This is a genomic window from Photobacterium sp. DA100, assembly GCF_029223585.1.
Taxonomy (GTDB): domain Bacteria; phylum Pseudomonadota; class Gammaproteobacteria; order Enterobacterales; family Vibrionaceae; genus Photobacterium.
Genome location: NZ_CP119423.1, coordinates 3,145,165 through 3,160,693 on the forward strand (window position 1 = coordinate 3,145,165; position 15,529 = coordinate 3,160,693).

10 protein-coding genes are annotated in these 15,529 nt (G+C 54.3%); 5 read left to right on the forward strand and 5 right to left on the reverse strand.

Annotated features, from left to right (window positions below; all coding sequences use genetic code 11):
• Window positions 1–198: 198 nt before the first annotated feature.
• From PTW35_RS14385 to ppx, 3 genes are read left to right on the forward strand one after another with little or no spacing between them, the layout of a single operon-like run.
• Entirely contained in the window at window positions 199–702 is a 504-nt protein-coding gene (locus tag PTW35_RS14385; protein ID WP_281025578.1) for an ACT domain-containing protein, read from the forward strand.
• 35 nt (window positions 703–737) lie between these two features.
• Entirely contained in the window at window positions 738–2,828 is a 2,091-nt protein-coding gene (gene ppk1 / locus PTW35_RS14390) for a polyphosphate kinase 1 (protein ID WP_281025579.1), read from the forward strand.
• A complete protein-coding gene (ppx, locus tag PTW35_RS14395; RefSeq protein ID WP_281025580.1) occupies window positions 2,825–4,333 on the forward strand; it encodes an exopolyphosphatase in 1,509 nt (502 codons plus the stop codon). The genes ppk1 and ppx overlap by 4 nt, the downstream gene beginning before the upstream one ends.
• Window positions 4,334–4,406: 73 nt before the next feature.
• On the opposite strand, the gene PTW35_RS14400 is transcribed toward ppx, so the two are convergent.
• The 5 genes from PTW35_RS14400 to PTW35_RS14420 all read right to left on the reverse strand — a co-directional run bounded on the left by PTW35_RS14400 (window position 4,407) and on the right by PTW35_RS14420 (window position 12,811).
• The gene (locus PTW35_RS14400) at window positions 4,407–5,378 is read right to left on the reverse strand and encodes a phosphate ABC transporter substrate-binding protein PstS family protein (RefSeq protein ID WP_281027520.1); all 972 of its coding nucleotides are present in this window, start codon (window positions 5,376–5,378) and stop codon (window positions 4,407–4,409) included.
• 160 nt (window positions 5,379–5,538) lie between these two features.
• The gene (gene phoR, locus PTW35_RS14405; protein WP_281025581.1) at window positions 5,539–6,843 is read right to left on the reverse strand and encodes a phosphate regulon sensor histidine kinase PhoR; all 1,305 of its coding nucleotides are present in this window, start codon (window positions 6,841–6,843) and stop codon (window positions 5,539–5,541) included.
• A 51-nt stretch (window positions 6,844–6,894) separates the two neighbouring features.
• Window positions 6,895–7,584, reverse strand: a complete 690-nt coding sequence (phoB, locus tag PTW35_RS14410; protein ID WP_039469114.1) for a phosphate regulon transcriptional regulator PhoB — start codon at window positions 7,582–7,584, stop codon at window positions 6,895–6,897.
• A 167-nt stretch (window positions 7,585–7,751) separates the two neighbouring features.
• Window positions 7,752–11,537, reverse strand: a complete 3,786-nt coding sequence (locus PTW35_RS14415) for an AAA family ATPase (RefSeq protein WP_281025582.1) — start codon at window positions 11,535–11,537, stop codon at window positions 7,752–7,754.
• A 29-nt stretch (window positions 11,538–11,566) separates the two neighbouring features.
• Window positions 11,567–12,811, reverse strand: coding sequence for an exonuclease SbcCD subunit D C-terminal domain-containing protein (locus PTW35_RS14420; RefSeq protein ID WP_281025583.1), 1,245 nt, complete (start codon window positions 12,809–12,811; stop codon window positions 11,567–11,569).
• Window positions 12,812–12,964: 153 nt separating this feature from the next.
• Here PTW35_RS14420 and rdgC point away from each other — a divergent pair, with 153 nt between their 5' ends.
• Together rdgC and yegQ are read left to right on the forward strand one after the other, a co-directional pair.
• A complete protein-coding gene (gene rdgC / locus PTW35_RS14425) occupies window positions 12,965–13,876 on the forward strand; it encodes a recombination-associated protein RdgC (protein WP_281027521.1) in 912 nt (303 codons plus the stop codon).
• Between the two features lie 250 nt (window positions 13,877–14,126).
• Window positions 14,127–15,524 (forward strand): tRNA 5-hydroxyuridine modification protein YegQ, encoded by a 1,398-nt coding sequence (gene yegQ / locus PTW35_RS14430; RefSeq protein ID WP_281025584.1) that lies wholly within the window; start codon window positions 14,127–14,129, stop codon window positions 15,522–15,524.
• The last annotated feature ends 5 nt before the right edge of the window (window positions 15,525–15,529 follow it).

A 15,529-nucleotide genomic window follows, 5' to 3' on the forward strand; every position in this document is an offset into this window, starting at 1 on the left:
GGCATCCCCACAGTCATGCCGAGCTTACAGGCATCAATGACATAAAAATGAAATGAAATATAACTCCTATTCTTTTCTGTGATTTCGTAAAAAATTCAATATCTTGATCTGGCTATAAGCCTAGACAGCAACTACTGATGCTCACATAATGGTCTATATAGAACAGGTAATGACGCCTCTGAGTATAAGGACATCGCTATGAAGCATCTGATCATCACTGTCATCGGCCAAGATCGCCCAGGCCTTGTAGAAACACTGTCAGACACAGTTTATCAAAACCACGGTAACTGGCTTTCAAGCAGCCTGAGCAAATTAGCCGGCCAATTTACCGGTATCCTGCAAGTAGAAGTTGCTGACCAATATGTCAGCGTCCTCAGCAATGCACTCAAACAACTCGACGCCCTTCAAGTCCAGATTGTCGAAGAAGAAAGCAAAACCCTGCCAACATCGGCTATACACCACCTTCTGGTCACAGGTAATGATCGCTCAGGTATTGTCAAAGACGTCACCACCAAGCTCAACCAGCTTGGTATCAATATTCACAAACTTAAAACTCACACCGACAGCGCCCCCAACTGGGGCTACCCGATTTTTTCAGCCCGTTTCCAATTGGAGTTGCCAAGCAACCTGAGTATTGAGTACGTCCAAGAAGAGCTGGAGATGATCGCCGACGATCTGACCATCGACATTGACGATAACTGATCCCTCTCATGCACCATTAGTAAGATAGGATGACAATGAGCGCAGAACCTCTCTATCTCGACAAAGAACTCAGTTGGCTGTCATTTAACGAACGCGTACTGCAAGAAGCCGCCGACAAGTCTGTACCGTTAATCGAGCGAGTTCGCTTCCTCGGTATTTATTCGAGCAATACCGACGAGTTCTATAAAGTGCGCTTTGCTGACGTCAAACGCCGTATCCTGATCAACGAAGAGCAAGGCGGCGATGACAAGGCCAAGGATCTGTTAAGCAAGATCCAAAGCCGGGTCCTCAAGCTCAACCAGGATTTCGATACCCTGTACAACGAAATCCTGCTGGAAATGGCAAGGCGCCATATCTTCCTGGTCAACGAACAGCAACTTGATGACTACCAGCAAGTATGGCTGCGAAAGCATTTCCGCAGCCGTATTCTGCCTCATGTCACCCCGATTCTGCTGACCGACGATATCGAACTGCTGCAATTCTTGAAAGACGAATATTCTTATCTGGCAGTGGAAATGCGTCAGGGCGACAGCAAGCGCTATGCCTTGATCGAAATCCCAACCGATCAGCTACCGCGCTTCATCCAGCTCCCGGAAGCCAAAGGCAAGCGCCGCAAAACCCTGATCTTCCTTGATAACATTATTCGCTTCTGCCTCGATGATATCTTCAGCGGCCTGTTTGAATACGACGAACTGACAGCCTATGCGATGAAGATGACCCGCGATGCCGAGTACGATTTAAACCTGGAACTCGAGCACAGCCTGCTCGAGCAGATGTCCGAAGGCCTGGACCAACGGCTAACCGCCATGCCCGTTCGGTTTGTCTACCAACGCGATATGCCTACCGATATGGTCGATGTACTCTGTGGCCTGCTGAAGGTTTCCAGCTACGACAGTATCATCCCCGGCGGCCGCTACCATAACTTCAAGGACTTCATCGGTTTCCCGAATGTCGGTCGCGATTATCTCGAAAACAAACCCCTGCCACCGCTCGAAAGTACCCAGTTTGTCAGTGCCCGCAACGCATTCGAGGCCATCAAGCAGCAAGATATCCTGCTTTACTACCCATACCATTCCTTTGGCCATATGACCGAGCTGGTTCGCCAGGCCGCGTACGATCCCAAAGTACGCAGTATCAAAATCAATATCTACCGAGTGGCCAAGAACTCACAAATCATCGAATCAATGATCGATGCGGCCAACAACGGCAAGAAAGTAACGGTCGTGGTCGAGCTGCAGGCGCGCTTCGACGAGGAAGCCAATATTGAGTGGGCCCGCCGCCTTACCGACTCCGGGGTACTGGTGCTGTTTGGCGTGCCGGGACTAAAAATCCACTCGAAGCTGTGCCTCATCACGCGCCTGGAAGACAATGAACTCGTGCGTTATACCCATATCGGGACTGGCAACTTCCACGAGAAAACAGCCCGCATTTATACCGACTTCTCATTGATGACCTGCCGGAAGGAAATCACCGAAGAGGTCAGGATGGTGTTCAACTATATCCAGAACCCTTACCGCCCGGTGAAATTCAAACACCTAATTGTCTCGCCGCGCAACTCCCGCTCGCGTCTCTACGACTTGATCGACCGCGAAATCGCCCATGCCAAGCAAAACTTGCCATCCGGTATTACACTAAAGGTGAATAACCTTGTCGATAAAGGTCTGATTAACCTGCTTTACCAAGCGAGCAGTGCCGGTGTGCAAATCAAAATCATCGTTCGTGGAATGTGTGCCTTGATCCCGGGGATCAAGGGGATCAGCGAAAACATCACCGCGATCAGTATCGTCGACCGTTTTCTCGAACACCCCAGGGTAGTTGTCTTCGAGAACAACGGCGAACCAGAAGTGTATATCTCTTCTGCCGACTGGATGACGCGCAATATCGACAACCGAATCGAGGTCGGCTGCCCGGTTTTCGATTCGGAACTGAAAAAGAAGATTATCGACATACTCAATATCCAGCTTTCTGACACCGTGAAGGCACGTATTATTGATAGAGAAATGTCCAATAAGTACGTGCCACGAGGCAACAAACGTAAGATCCGATCGCAACTCGCGATTTACGACTACCTCAAACAGTCAGAAAAGCAGCTGAAGAAAAAATTAAAGAGCGATACCAATACATGACAGAACCTGCACGCCCAAGAGAAGTCGCAGCAATCGATATTGGCTCGAACAGTTTTCATATGGTGGTTGCCCGCATCATCGGGCAAAGCCTGCAAATTATCAGCCGCCACAAACAACGCGTCCATCTTGCCTCAGGCCTAGATAGCCAGAGCAACCTGGATCAGGCAGCAATCAACCGCGGCCTGCATTGCCTGGCAATGTTTGCCGAGCGGCTGCAAGGGTTCGAGCCTGAGAATGTGCGCATCGCTGCGACCTATACCTTACGCCAAGCAAAAAACGCCCACGTTTTCCTTAAACGCGCAGAAAGCGTGCTGCCCTATCCGATTGAAATCATCCCCGGCACCGAAGAAGCCCGTCTGATTTACCTCGGCGTTGCCCATACCCAACCCGACAGCGGGAAAAAACTGGTGGTGGATATCGGTGGTGGTAGTACCGAATTGATTATCGGTGACGACTTTGAGCCTCAGCTTGCCTATAGCAAACACATGGGCTGCGTCAGTTACCACAAACGCTTCTTTGCCAAAGGGAAGATCAGTGCCAAGAATATGGCTGCCGCCCAGCTCGCTGCCCAGCAGAAACTCGAAAGCATCGCCAGTCAATATATCCGTGAGGGCTGGCAGACGGCTATCGGCTCTTCGGGCACCATCAAGGCAATACGCGAAGTCCTGATAGGGCAAGGGCATAGTGACGGAGTGATCACCGCCAAGCGCTTGCAACAGCTCTCTGAAGCCATCCTGACCGTCAAGCATTACGATGACCTCAGCTTCGATGGCCTCAACGAGGATCGGAAACCCGTCTTTGCTGCCGGGGTTGCTATCCTCAGTGCGGTTTTCAACTCGCTCAACATCGACGAGATGAACTTCTCGGATGGTGCCCTGCGCGAAGGGCTGCTATACGAGATGGAAGAGCGATTCCGCCATAGCGACATCAGAGTGCGAACCGCCACGGCCATGGCCGCGCAATACAATGTCGATATAGCCCAGGCTAACCGGGTCAAGGCTACGGCAGAACTGCTCTACAATCAGATAGAGCCACAACCGGGACTAACCAAAATTGAACTGGCGACCCTGCTGAGCTGGGGGGCCCTGCTCCACGAAGTGGGACTGAGTATCAGCTATCCCGGCTTTCACCGCCATTCCGCCTACTTGTTACGCCACAGCACCATGCCAGGCTTTAACCTCGAGCAACAAACGGTATTAGCCACCTTGGTTCGCTTCCAGCGCAAGAGTTTAAAACTCGAGGAAATGCCGGAGCTGAGCATATACAAGCGCAAACACCTCTATCCGCTGATCCGTACCCTGAGGCTGGCCGTCGTGCTTAACGGCCAACGCAGTGACGATCCCCTGCCGGCGATTGCGGTCGATGCCGATAAGGAGAACTGGCGGCTTACGCTACCTGAAGGCTGGGAGGAAAGTAACCGCTTACTGGCAGCAGATTTGCGCCAGGAACAGGAGTACTGGCGCAAGGCCGGCTGGGAGTTGTTACTAATGCCGGACAGCGACTAGCCACCCTGTTTGCCCCTAACAACAAAGCCGGAGTAGGCCTCGCCACTCCGGCTTTGTTCTGCTGTAGTTCCGGCTATAAGCCCAACGTCACCAAAGTTTGCTTCACGGCCTCGGCTGGCAAGGGAACATAACCGTCCTTTTTCACCAAATCCTGCCCTTGGTCCGACAGGATAAAACGGATAAATTCGCTCTCGAGCGGCGGCAACGGCCGGTCTGGGTGCTTGTTGACATAGACATACAGATAACGAGCCAATGGGTAACGGCCGCTGGCAGCATTCTCTATGGTCGGCGCCACATAGTCACTGCCCTGACGGGCGATCGGCAACGCCCGGATCCCCGTGGTCTGGTAACCAACACCGGAGTAACCGATGGAGTTGAGAGACGTCGAAACCGACTGTACCACCGAAGCTGAACCCGGTTGCTCGTTGACATTATTACGAAAGTCCCCGTGGCACAGGGCTTTCTGCTTGAAATAGCCATAGGTGCCTGAGACGGAATTGCGACCGAATAACTGGATGCTCCGTTTTTCCCAACTGCCGGTCAGCCCCAGTTGGCCCCACCGGGTGATCGACTGGTTGCCCCCACAACGCAAGGTCTGTGAGAAAATGGCATCCAGCTGGCTGAAGTCCAGCCCCTGCAACGGGTTATCTTCATTGACAAACACCGCCAGGGCATCAATCGCGACCCGGATCTCCGTCGGCTTATAGCCGTATTCCTGCTCAAATGCCGCGACTTCTCTCGCCTTCATCCGTCGGCTCATTGGTCCGAACTGAGCTGTTGCTTCTATCAGGGCAGTCGGAGCCGTCGACGAGCCCGCAGCCTGGACCTGGATATTCACACTCGGATAAGTACGCTTAAATTCTTCTGACCAGTAGGTCATCAGGTTAGCAAAGGTATCGGAGCCAACCGAAGATAAATTACCGGAGATCCCTTGCACCTTAACATAGTGAGGCAGCGGGCTGTGATCAGCCAAGGCCGGACTGGCCACCGCCAAAACAGGTAAATACAATGTAAGAAGGGAAGTGATTTTCAGCCATCGATCCATGGCCTGCCTGATCCGATTTATCATTCGCTTAGTTTGACTCCTTAAAACGGCAAAAGCGGCCCTGGGGCCGCTCAATACCTTAGCATATTTTTTCAAAGCTTATTTTTATAGAGCTTTGGCTTTCAAGGCCTAGTTTTTTAAAAGATAGCCCGCATCCGTTTTACGCAGCGTTAGCAATCAATCGCTGTGGTAGGGTGAAGGCAAACGTACTGCCAACTCCAACTTCACTCTCGATTTCGAGGTGCGAATCATGATGGCTCAGGGCGTGCTTAACAATTGCCAAGCCTAGGCCACTCCCGCCCGTTTCACGCGAGCGGGCTTTATCCACCCGGTAGAAACGTTCGGTCAGTCGGTGGATATGCTGCGGCTCAATACCCTGCCCCTGATCGGTCACTTCCAGCCTTGGGCCGGCAGCCGTCAGATACCAACGTACCTTCACCTCGGCATCAGGCGGGGTATGCTTGACGGCATTGTAGACCAAGTTGGAGATCGCACTGCGCAGCTGATCTTCATCACCCAGCACCTTAAGCGACTTGTCGACCTCGAAGCTAAACAGCTGTTCTTTGCCCCCGCTCAGCGAGATGGCCTCTTTTTCCAAGACATCCAGCATTGCCGGGACATCGATGGTCTCTTCCAGCTCGATATTCGGTGCTGCCTCGATTTTCGACAGAGTCAACAACTGTTCAACCAAGGAATTCATCCGGGTCAACTGCTCGGTCATTACCCCGTGGGCCTTGTCCCACATCGGCCCCACCAGCATATCGGGATCTTTCGACATCTCCAGGTAGCCCTGCAGTACTGTCATTGGCGTACGCAGCTCATGGGAGACATTGGCAAAGAAGTTGCGGCGCATGCCTTCGAGCTGCTTCACCTGCGAGACATCCCTTACCACCATCAGGTATTCACCCTCGGTGTAGTGCATGATCCGCAGCTCAAGAGTACGGTCATAGTTAAAGGGCGAGGTGATTTCCAGCGGGGTATCAAACGACTGCTTGCTCAGGTAACGGACGAAGTCCGGGCTGCGGAGCAAGTTGCTGATTGGCTGGCCAGCATCATCCGGCCAACGGAAGCCAAGCAGGTGCTGGGCAAGCTTGTTACACCACACGATGTTCCCTTCGCTGCGAAAGACAACAACAGCATCAGGAAGGGATTCCGCACCGTTTCTGAAACGGCGGATCAAGGTTGCCAGCTCTTTGCGACGACGTCGGTTGCGTTGCTGCAGACGGTAAATCCCGTTGAACAGAGGCTCCCAGCTCCCCGAGCCCGAAGGCGGGGTAAGACTACGCTCTTTCCATAACCAATTGGACATCTTTAGCAAATTGTGAAAATGCCAAATCAGCTGGATCCATGTTGCGACCAGCAAGAACCAGGGCATATAACCAAAAATCCACCCCAGCGCGATCCAAGGCAAGTAGAAAAAGAGCAGTTCCCAGACTAACTTCTTCCACGAAAGCCGTTCTACCATCTATAACTCCGTCACCGCGTTACCCGCCGTGCGCCTGCTTGATTGTGACTACTAAACTCGGGTCGAGAAACGGTAACCCGCTCCGCGCACCGTCTGAACCAACTTGTCGTGACCACCGGTCTCCAACGCTTTACGCAGGCGACGGATGTGTACGTCAACCGTGCGGTCTTCAACATACACATTGGTACCCCAAACGTTGTTCAGCAGCTGCTCGCGGCTGTACACACGCTCTTGGTGGGTCATGAAGAAGTGCAGCATCTTAAACTCGGTCGGCCCCATGTCCAGCGGCTGTTCATTGGACGTCACGCGGTGAGACACCGGGTCAAGCTTAAGGCCCTGCACATCAATCACGTCATCCAATGACGTCGGTGATACGCGGCGCATCACGGCCTTGAGGCGTGCCATCAACTCTTTCGGCGAGAAGGGTTTGGTGATGTAGTCATCCGCTCCCACTTCCAAGCCTCGCACCTTGTCCTCTTCCTCGCCGCGGGCAGTCAACATAACGACCGGGATCTGGCGGGTCATTTCATCACGCTTCAAGTGCTTGATAAGATTTATTCCCGAGCCACCTGGCAACATCCAGTCGAGCAAAATCAGCTCCGGATACGGTTCGCACAGTTTCTCCAGCGCCATGTCATAATCTTCGGCTTCAATCGCCTGATATCCCTTCTGCTCGAGAACGAAGCAAAGCATCTCGCGGATTGGAGCTTCATCCTCTACAACAAGAATCCGTCTTACCATCGTAATCAATACCTATTATTTGCTGTCTTTCGAGCGCCATTATGTGTGTTAAGTATGACACTTTTGTGACTTTCACGGATAAATACGTAACTGAACGTATATCATACTGTCATATAGCACCTTGTAGCACTTAGTTGCAACATACTGATAAAAAAGATGATTAGGAATTACCCCTTCACCTTGATCTGGCTCCGGCCGCCTCCCTGCGCCTCAACAGCAACCTGTACACCGATCCTTTCCACCAAGGTGCCAACATGGGAAATTACCCCGATCTGACGGCCATCGGCCTGCAAGGCATCAAGGCAGGCCAATGCCATTTCCAGACTGTCAGGATCGAGCGTACCGAACCCCTCATCGATGAACAGCGACCCGAGCTGGCGGGTATCGGCTGCCAGAGAGGCCAGTGCCAGTGCCAGTGCCAGCGACACCAGGAAGCTTTCACCACCGGATAGCGACTCGACACTGCGCACCTCATCGCCCATGTCATGGTCGACGACCTGCAAAGCCAGCGGACTGTTTGGCACTGGCTGCAACGCATAGCGCGGCGCCAAGTCATGCAAATGCTCATTGGCCAGCATCACCAACTGCTGCAGAGTCAGACCCTGGGCCAAGGTGCGGAACTTGTTGCCCGTCGCCGAACCGATCAGCTCACTCATCTGCAGCCAGAGCTCGGTTTGCTTTTGCTGCGCCGCCATTTTTTCGGTCAGCTCTCCGGCCTGCTGCAAGGCTTGCTCGGCCATCGCCAAGCGCTGGCGCAACTGGAAAATCTGCTCATCGCAAGACTGTTTTTCCGTGCCCCATTGTTCTCGTAGCTGGCGTACAGGGCCATCATCTGCCACCAACGCTACCGGATCGATTTGGTGTTCGACAAACCACTGCTCGGCCAACACCGTGGCCTCCTTGTGCTGTGCAAGTGCCGCGGCACGCTCCTGCACCCGAGTTGCCACCTCGGTGCGGGCATCATCAAGGGCCCTTAACGCCGCCTGCTCTTGGGCCTGCCACGCTTCGTCCTTGCTGAGCAGCTGCATCAGCTGATGCTCGTTGAGCGCCAACTTTTCTTGCCAGCCAAGCCAGTTATGAACAATCTGGCGATGCTCTGCCGATAGCTCCTTCTCTTGCTGCTGCAGGCCGGCCAGTGCAGCTGTCGCTGCCGCCATGGCTTCTCCGGCCTGACGCTGTGCCTGCTCGGCTTGCTCGTGCTGTTGCTGAGCTTCGGACAAAACCATTTTGGCTTGCTGTTCTACCGCATCGGCCGCCTGCTCACCGAACAGACCGACACGCTGCTGCCACAGTGACTGAACTTGCTGCTGCAACTGCTCAGCTTTTTGCTGCTTCTCTAGTGCCTGCTTATAGCTCGCCGCCATACTCGCTTCCAGCTCGGCAAGCTGCGGGGCCAGCTCATGCAGCTCTCGCTCCACCTCTTGCTGCGCCTTATGGCTTGCAAGGTAATGCTCCACCTGCTGCTTGAGCTGCTGGATATACTGTTCGGCCCCGTGCTGGCGCAGCATATCAAGCCATTGCTCGTTTCCGTATTGCTCATTCAGGGCCTCACCACGGGATAGCAAGATATCCTGCTGAGTCTGGCTCTGCTGCTCAATCGACTGCAGCCTTTCGGTGCGCTGGGTATTCGCCTGCGACTGCTGATGCACATGTTCTTTCAGCTCGGCTTCCGCCTGTTGCAGCTGCTGGCGCTGGTACTGCAACTGGCGCCCCTGCTGCAGCTGCTGCTGGGCCGTTTCCATTCCCTGCTGCAATGCCCGGATCTCGACATACGCCTGCTCCGCCTGCTGCTGCCATTGAACCAGCTGGTTATGAAGGTGGTCACTGCCAGCCTCGGCGGTGAGCGGGGTCGACAACTCGGCCTGCTCAAGCATAGCCAGCAACTGGCTGACAATTTGATCGCTGTAGGCCCGGTAACGAGCCAGTTCATTATCAATCACCGCCAGACGTTGCTGGCATTGCGGCAACTGCTGCTGCAGGTGGCGGCGCTCGCCCTCGCCGTTTTGCAGTTGCTGCTGCAACTCACGCAAGCGCTGCTGCTGGCTGTGCAGCAAGCCCTCCACAACTGGATGCTGCTCGGCATAAGGGTGTTCAAGAGAGCCGCATAATGGGCAAGGAGCCTCTGGCTTCAAGTGGCTACGGTACTCATTAAGATTCACCACCGCCATGCTTTGCTGCAGCTGCTGCTCGGCCTCTTGATAGCGGGCAAGGAGCTGGTCCATGTCCGGTACCAGCGCTTCGAGCCGGGCTTCGGCCTGCTGCTTGAGGTGGGTCAGCTCTTGATGCTCAGCCTTGAGTTTTTCCACCTGCTCGAGCAGAGTCGACCACTCTTTGGTTCCCGACATCGCCTGACGCAGGACATCGAGTTCGGCCTGTTTGCTGGCAAACTGTTTCTGGCTGTCGGCGATCGCCTGCTCTTGCTGCTCGACCTTGAGCTCCTCCAGCAGCTTGTTGACCGCGTCAAGTTGACCTGCCACTTCTTTTTGCTGGGCCTCCAGCATGGCCGCATTGCGGTCATGGGATTGCTGCTCGAACTGCAGTTGCTGCTTTTCTCGCGACAATGTCGCCAGTGTCCTATGGGCGGACAAGTACTGATCCAGGTTATCCAGTACCGGCTGATACTGCTCAGCAACGCCGGCCAGCTCACGATTTTGCTCAAGCACCATCGCCAACTGGTGGTGGCGCTGCTGCAACTGCTGGCGCTGGCGTTTCTTCTGCTCCGTAGCCTGCTGCTGTTCATTAAACAGCTTGAGCTGCTGCTGGTGATCGGTATCCAGATCGGCCAACTGACGCTGCCCGGCCGCTAACTGCTCATCGAGCAACGCGACCTGCTTGAGTTTCGGCGCCAAATCATCCCAATGCAGCTTGGCTTTCGCCAGCGCCTGTTTGGTGCCCTGTACGCGACTGTCCGCCTCCAGCAGCCCTTGCTTGTGCTGAGCCAGCTCGTCTGTTGCCCTGGCGAGCGATGCCTGCAGCTTACTCAGCTGCAACTGTGTTTGCTGCAACAGGGAAAAATCACTGCGGGCAGGTTGGACTTTGGCTATTTGTTTCAGCTGCTCTTGGCGAGGAGCAGCCTCTTTGAGTTGCTCTTCGGCTTTAACCAACGCCTGCTCGGCTTCCTGCTGCTGCAGGTGCAACCTCGCTTGGATTTGCAGCGCCTGGTGATGCTGCGCCAACGCATTGATTGACTGCTCCCACTGGCCAAGCTGCTGCTTGAGCACCGCCAACTGCCCGGTCAATTGCGCTTTTTGCTCATCGTCAAGCAGCTCAATATCACCAAGCTGGGCCTGCAGAGCGTCGAGTTTCTGCTTTTCGTCCCGTGCCCGCTCATAGGCTGCCATCGACAGTCGGCCGTAGATCTCACCGCCAGTCATTCGCTCCAGCAAGGCAGCACGCTCATCCGCCCCCGCTTTGAGGAACGCGGCAAATTCCCCCTGCGGCAGCATCACCGCCCGACGGAACTGCTCGAACGACAAGCCGACCAAGCGTTCGACTTCCGCCTGCAGTTCGGCTTTCTTGCCGGCAAAGCGCTGGCCGGTCTCGAGACTCTCCAGCCACTGCTCCGACGCCTGGATACGGCCATCAGCCCTGCCTCGAGCCCGACGTACATGCCAGTGCGCCCGCCAGTGGCTACCGTCATTGGCTACAAAATCAACCTCGGCATAACCCTCGGCCTTGCCGCGTGACAAGATACTGCGGACATCGTTGGCCTTGATCCGGCCACTGTCGCCATCTCGGCCGATTTCCGCATCATTTTTCTTGTTCGATTGCAGACGGGGAATACGGTCGTACAAGGCAAGACAAATCGCATCAAGCAAGGTCGACTTACCGGCTCCGGTCTTGCCGGTAATGGCAAACAAGCCCGCGTCGCCCAAGCGACCGCCGGCAAAATCAATCTCAAATGGCTGCTGTAGGCTCGCCAGATTTTCACCACGTAGCGCTAAGATTTTCATCGTTATTCTCTTTCTTCTCTTGGCTAAGTTTATGACTCAACAGCGTCGCTATCTTCCACGGCAATTAGCAGGCTTTCAAAAGCCGCCGCCATCGCCTCGTCCGGTTCACCCTGATACTTCTGGCTCCAGCTCAAACTGAATACCTGCTGCGGCGTAACATCGGAAAGACGGCGCTGGCCCAGGCCATTCTGTGCTTGTTGCTGCAAGTAATGCGGGGTGATCTTGGCCAGCCGGACCGCCTTGCCTTCCAACGCTTCGAGCACTTTCTCCCGCAGTAGCGCCTGTGGTTTATCCAGCTGGATATGCACTTCCAAAAACGGTTGCTCTTCTCGCGGGCGCTCATCAACATCCAGCGCTTTGAGCTCTTCGATCACCTGCTCGAGCGGTGCCGGAGACGACGGTACCTTGAGCATATCGACGGCACGCGGCACGGACAGCGGCGCGATGCTGGCCACTGATGCGCCATCGAGCTCCACCATGACCACCTGATGGTTGTACCCCCGCTCGGACATCGACAGCGGCAGCGGCGAGCCGCTGTAACGTACCTGTTCCTTCTTCGCCACACGCTGGGCCAAGTGCAGATGGCCCAGCGCTACGTATGCCATATCATCGGCAAAGATCGAGGCAGGCAAAGCGTGTTGGTTACCGCCCAGAACCCGGCGCTCGGACATTTCCGACAACTTGCCCGAGGCCATATAGGCATGGCCCATGCCAATCAGGGCCTGCTCCGGCTTCTGGATCTGGCGCGCCGCCTCGGTCATCTCGCTATACAAGCTTTCCACCCCTTTGATCAGACGATCGTCTTCTTCATCCAGATCTTCAGTTCGCAAATCAGCACTGCGCAGGAACGGTACGGCCAGTACCCACGCGGCTTGCTCCCCCGCCTTGTTGGTCAGCGGGACCAGCATCCGCTCGGTATCCAGCTCGCCATCAGCAAGACGATGAATGCCACCGACAATGTGCAGGTCGAATGCCCTGAGCAGTTCATGCGGGGCATCCAGCTTGCTCGGCGAGTCGTGATTGCCGCCGATCATCACCACATTCAACGCCGGCATACTTTTCGCCATTCGGGCCAAGAAGCGATACAGCATCCGCCAGGCACTCGCCGGCGGGTTGGCGGTATCAAAAATGTCACCGGCCACCAGCAGGGCGTCGGCCTGCTCTTGTTCAAGGGTTTGCGCCAGCCAATCAAGAAAAGCCTGGTGCTCGAAATCGCGGTTATAGCCGTGCAGCTGGTGACCCAGGTGCCAGTCTGAGGTATGGAGGATCTTCATTGCGGTCGATATGCCGTTATGGAAACACTTGTTTGGATTGTACCGCACTTTGCGGTATGCCCAAGCAGCAGAGCACGAAAACTTAAGACAAAAGCCGACCAATGCAATAAGATTGACAGCCAAATGCACAACCAAGGATTTGTAACAGCCATGATGTGGTTTAAAAACGTACTTACCTATCGCTTCAGCCGCGAGATCGACCTCAATCCTGACCAACTGGAAAAACAGCTGGAAGAGTTCCGCTTCACCCCGTGTGGCAGCCAGGATCAGCAAAAGTTTGGCTGGGTTCATGCGCTGGGTAAGCACGGCGACATGTTCACCCATGTAATTGGTGACAACATCCTGATTTGTGCCCGCAAAGAAGAAAAAATGCTGCCAGCGTCAGTGATCAAAGAAACACTGAACGAGAAAGTGGAAGCACAAGAGCTTGAACAAGGCCGCAAGCTAAAGAAAAGCGAAAAAGACACCATCAAAGACGAAATCGTGATGGATCTGCTGCCACGAGCCTTCAGCCGCAAGAGCCAGACCTACGCGCTGATCATGCCAAAACAAGGTTATGTGCTGGTTGATGCCGGTAGCTTCAAGAAAGCCGAAGATCTGCTGGCGCTGCTACGCAAATCGATCGGCAGCCTGCCAGTTATCCCGGTAACACCAGAAAAACCTGCCGAGCTGACCATGACCGAGTGGGTACGCTCGAACACTTCGCCGGACGGTTTCACTATCGGCGAAGAAGCCGAGCTGAAAGCAATTTTGGAAGACGGCGGTGTGATCCGCTGTAAGCAGCAGGATCTGTCGAGCGACGAGATCATGGCCCACATCGAAGCCGACAAGCTGGTGACCAAGCTGTCTATCAACTGGCAGGACCGCATCGACTTCGTTCTGGCTGACGATCTGTCTATCAAGCGCCTGAAGTTCTCCGACGAGCTGAAAGAGCAGAATGACGATATCGACCGCGACGAGATGGCCCAGCGTATCGATGCCGATCTATCACTGATGGCTGGCGAATTCTCCGCATTCTTGCCGAACCTGTTCGAGGTGCTTGGCGGCCTGGAAGCCAAAGCTTAACCAGCCTTTATCATTCGTGGCACTGATTTTCTCAGTGCCACATTTTTCACTTTCTCGTCATCCTTACAGTACATCTCTCCCTTCGGCTAATCCCTTCCAAATAACCATTTACAGTCTCTAGCCAAGAAAGATTGCCTAATTCGGCAATAACATTGCTATTGGGGGGTAGATCACAGTAAAATCCCGCCTCAACTCCGTATCCCCCTGCGATACGGCCTGATTTGCAATCAGACACTGGAATATAAGAGCTATGTTTAAACCTGAATTGTTATCGCCTGCGGGCAGCCTAAAGAACATGCGCTACGCGTTTGCCTATGGTGCAGATGCTGTTTACGCCGGCCAACCACGTTACAGCCTTCGCGTTCGTAACAACGAGTTCAACCACGAGAACCTGAAGATCGGTATCGACGAAGCGCATGCCCAGGGCAAGAAGCTTTACGTGGTATGTAACATTCAGCCACATAACTCAAAACTGAAAACCTTTATCCGCGATCTGAAGCCTGTTGTGGAAATGGGCCCGGATGCACTGATCATGTCTGACCCAGGCCTTATCATGATGGTGCGTGAGAACTTCCCTGATATGCCGATCCACCTATCGGTTCAGGCCAATGCCGTTAACTGGGCAACCGTGAAGTTCTGGGCTGCCAATGGCGTCGAGCGCGTGATCGTCTCTCGTGAGCTGTCTCTGGAAGAAATCGAAGAGATCCGCGAACACTGCCCTGACACCGAGCTGGAAGTATTCGTCCACGGTGCACTTTGTATGGCTTACTCTGGCCGCTGCCTACTTTCTGGCTACATCAACAAGCGTGACCCTAACCAGGGTACCTGCACCAATGCCTGCCGCTGGGAATACAAAGTGGAAAAAGGCACTGAAAACGACGCCGGCCAGATCGTTGAAGAGTTCAACCCAAGCGATGCCCAAGCAATCGAAGTACAGGACGAGCGTCCTGAGACAACAATCGGCCGCGGCAAGCCAACCGATGAAGTGGTACTGCTAAGCGAAGCGCACCGTCCGGAAGAGAAGATGGCAGCCTTCGAAGACGAGCACGGCACCTACATCATGAACTCAAAAGATCTTCGTGCTATCCAACACGTTGACCGCCTGACCAAGATGGGTGTTCACTCGCTGAAAATCGAAGGTCGTACCAAGTCTTTCTACTACTGTGCCCGTACTGCACAGGTTTACCGTAAGGCGATTGATGACGCCGTCGCAGGCAAGCCATTCGACGAAAGCTTGATGGGTACTCTGGAAAGCCTAGCCCACCGTGGTTACACCGAAGGCTTCCTGCGCCGCCACACCCATGATGCTTACCAGAACTACGACTACGGCTACTCAATCTCTGACAGCCAGCAGTTCGTGGGTGAGTTCACCGGCAAGCGCCGTGGTGATCTGGCAGAAGTAGAAGTGAAGAACAAGTTTGTAGTCGGTGATAGCCTTGAGCTAATGACACCGCAGGGCAACGTGATCTTCACCCTTGAAGCGATGGAAAACCGCAAGTCTGAAGCGGTAACTGACGCCAAGGGTAACGGCCACTTCGTGTTTATCCCAGTACCTCAAGATATGGATCTGGAATACGGCCTGCTGATGCGTAACCTAAACTCAGGTGAGAACACCCGTAACCCACACGCACCAAAAGACGGTAAATAATCACC

Bases quoted from the DNA above. Each gene is read 5' to 3' on its own strand.
- PTW35_RS14385 (WP_281025578.1), top strand. From the start codon at position 199: ATGAAGCATCTGATCATCACTGTCATCGGCCAAGATCGCCCAGGCCTT.
- ppk1 (WP_281025579.1), top strand. From the start codon at position 738: ATGAGCGCAGAACCTCTCTATCTCGACAAAGAACTCAGTTGGCTGTCA.
- ppx (WP_281025580.1), top strand. From the start codon at position 2,825: ATGACAGAACCTGCACGCCCAAGAGAAGTCGCAGCAATCGATATTGGC.
- PTW35_RS14400 (WP_281027520.1), bottom strand. From the start codon at position 5,378: ATGGATCGATGGCTGAAAATCACTTCCCTTCTTACATTGTATTTACCT.
- phoR (WP_281025581.1), bottom strand. From the start codon at position 6,843: ATGGTAGAACGGCTTTCGTGGAAGAAGTTAGTCTGGGAACTGCTCTTT.
- phoB (WP_039469114.1), bottom strand. From the start codon at position 7,584: ATGGTAAGACGGATTCTTGTTGTAGAGGATGAAGCTCCAATCCGCGAG.
- PTW35_RS14415 (WP_281025582.1), bottom strand. From the start codon at position 11,537: ATGAAAATCTTAGCGCTACGTGGTGAAAATCTGGCGAGCCTACAGCAG.
- PTW35_RS14420 (WP_281025583.1), bottom strand. From the start codon at position 12,811: ATGAAGATCCTCCATACCTCAGACTGGCACCTGGGTCACCAGCTGCAC.
- rdgC (WP_281027521.1), top strand. From the start codon at position 12,965: ATGTGGTTTAAAAACGTACTTACCTATCGCTTCAGCCGCGAGATCGAC.
- yegQ (WP_281025584.1), top strand. From the start codon at position 14,127: ATGTTTAAACCTGAATTGTTATCGCCTGCGGGCAGCCTAAAGAACATG.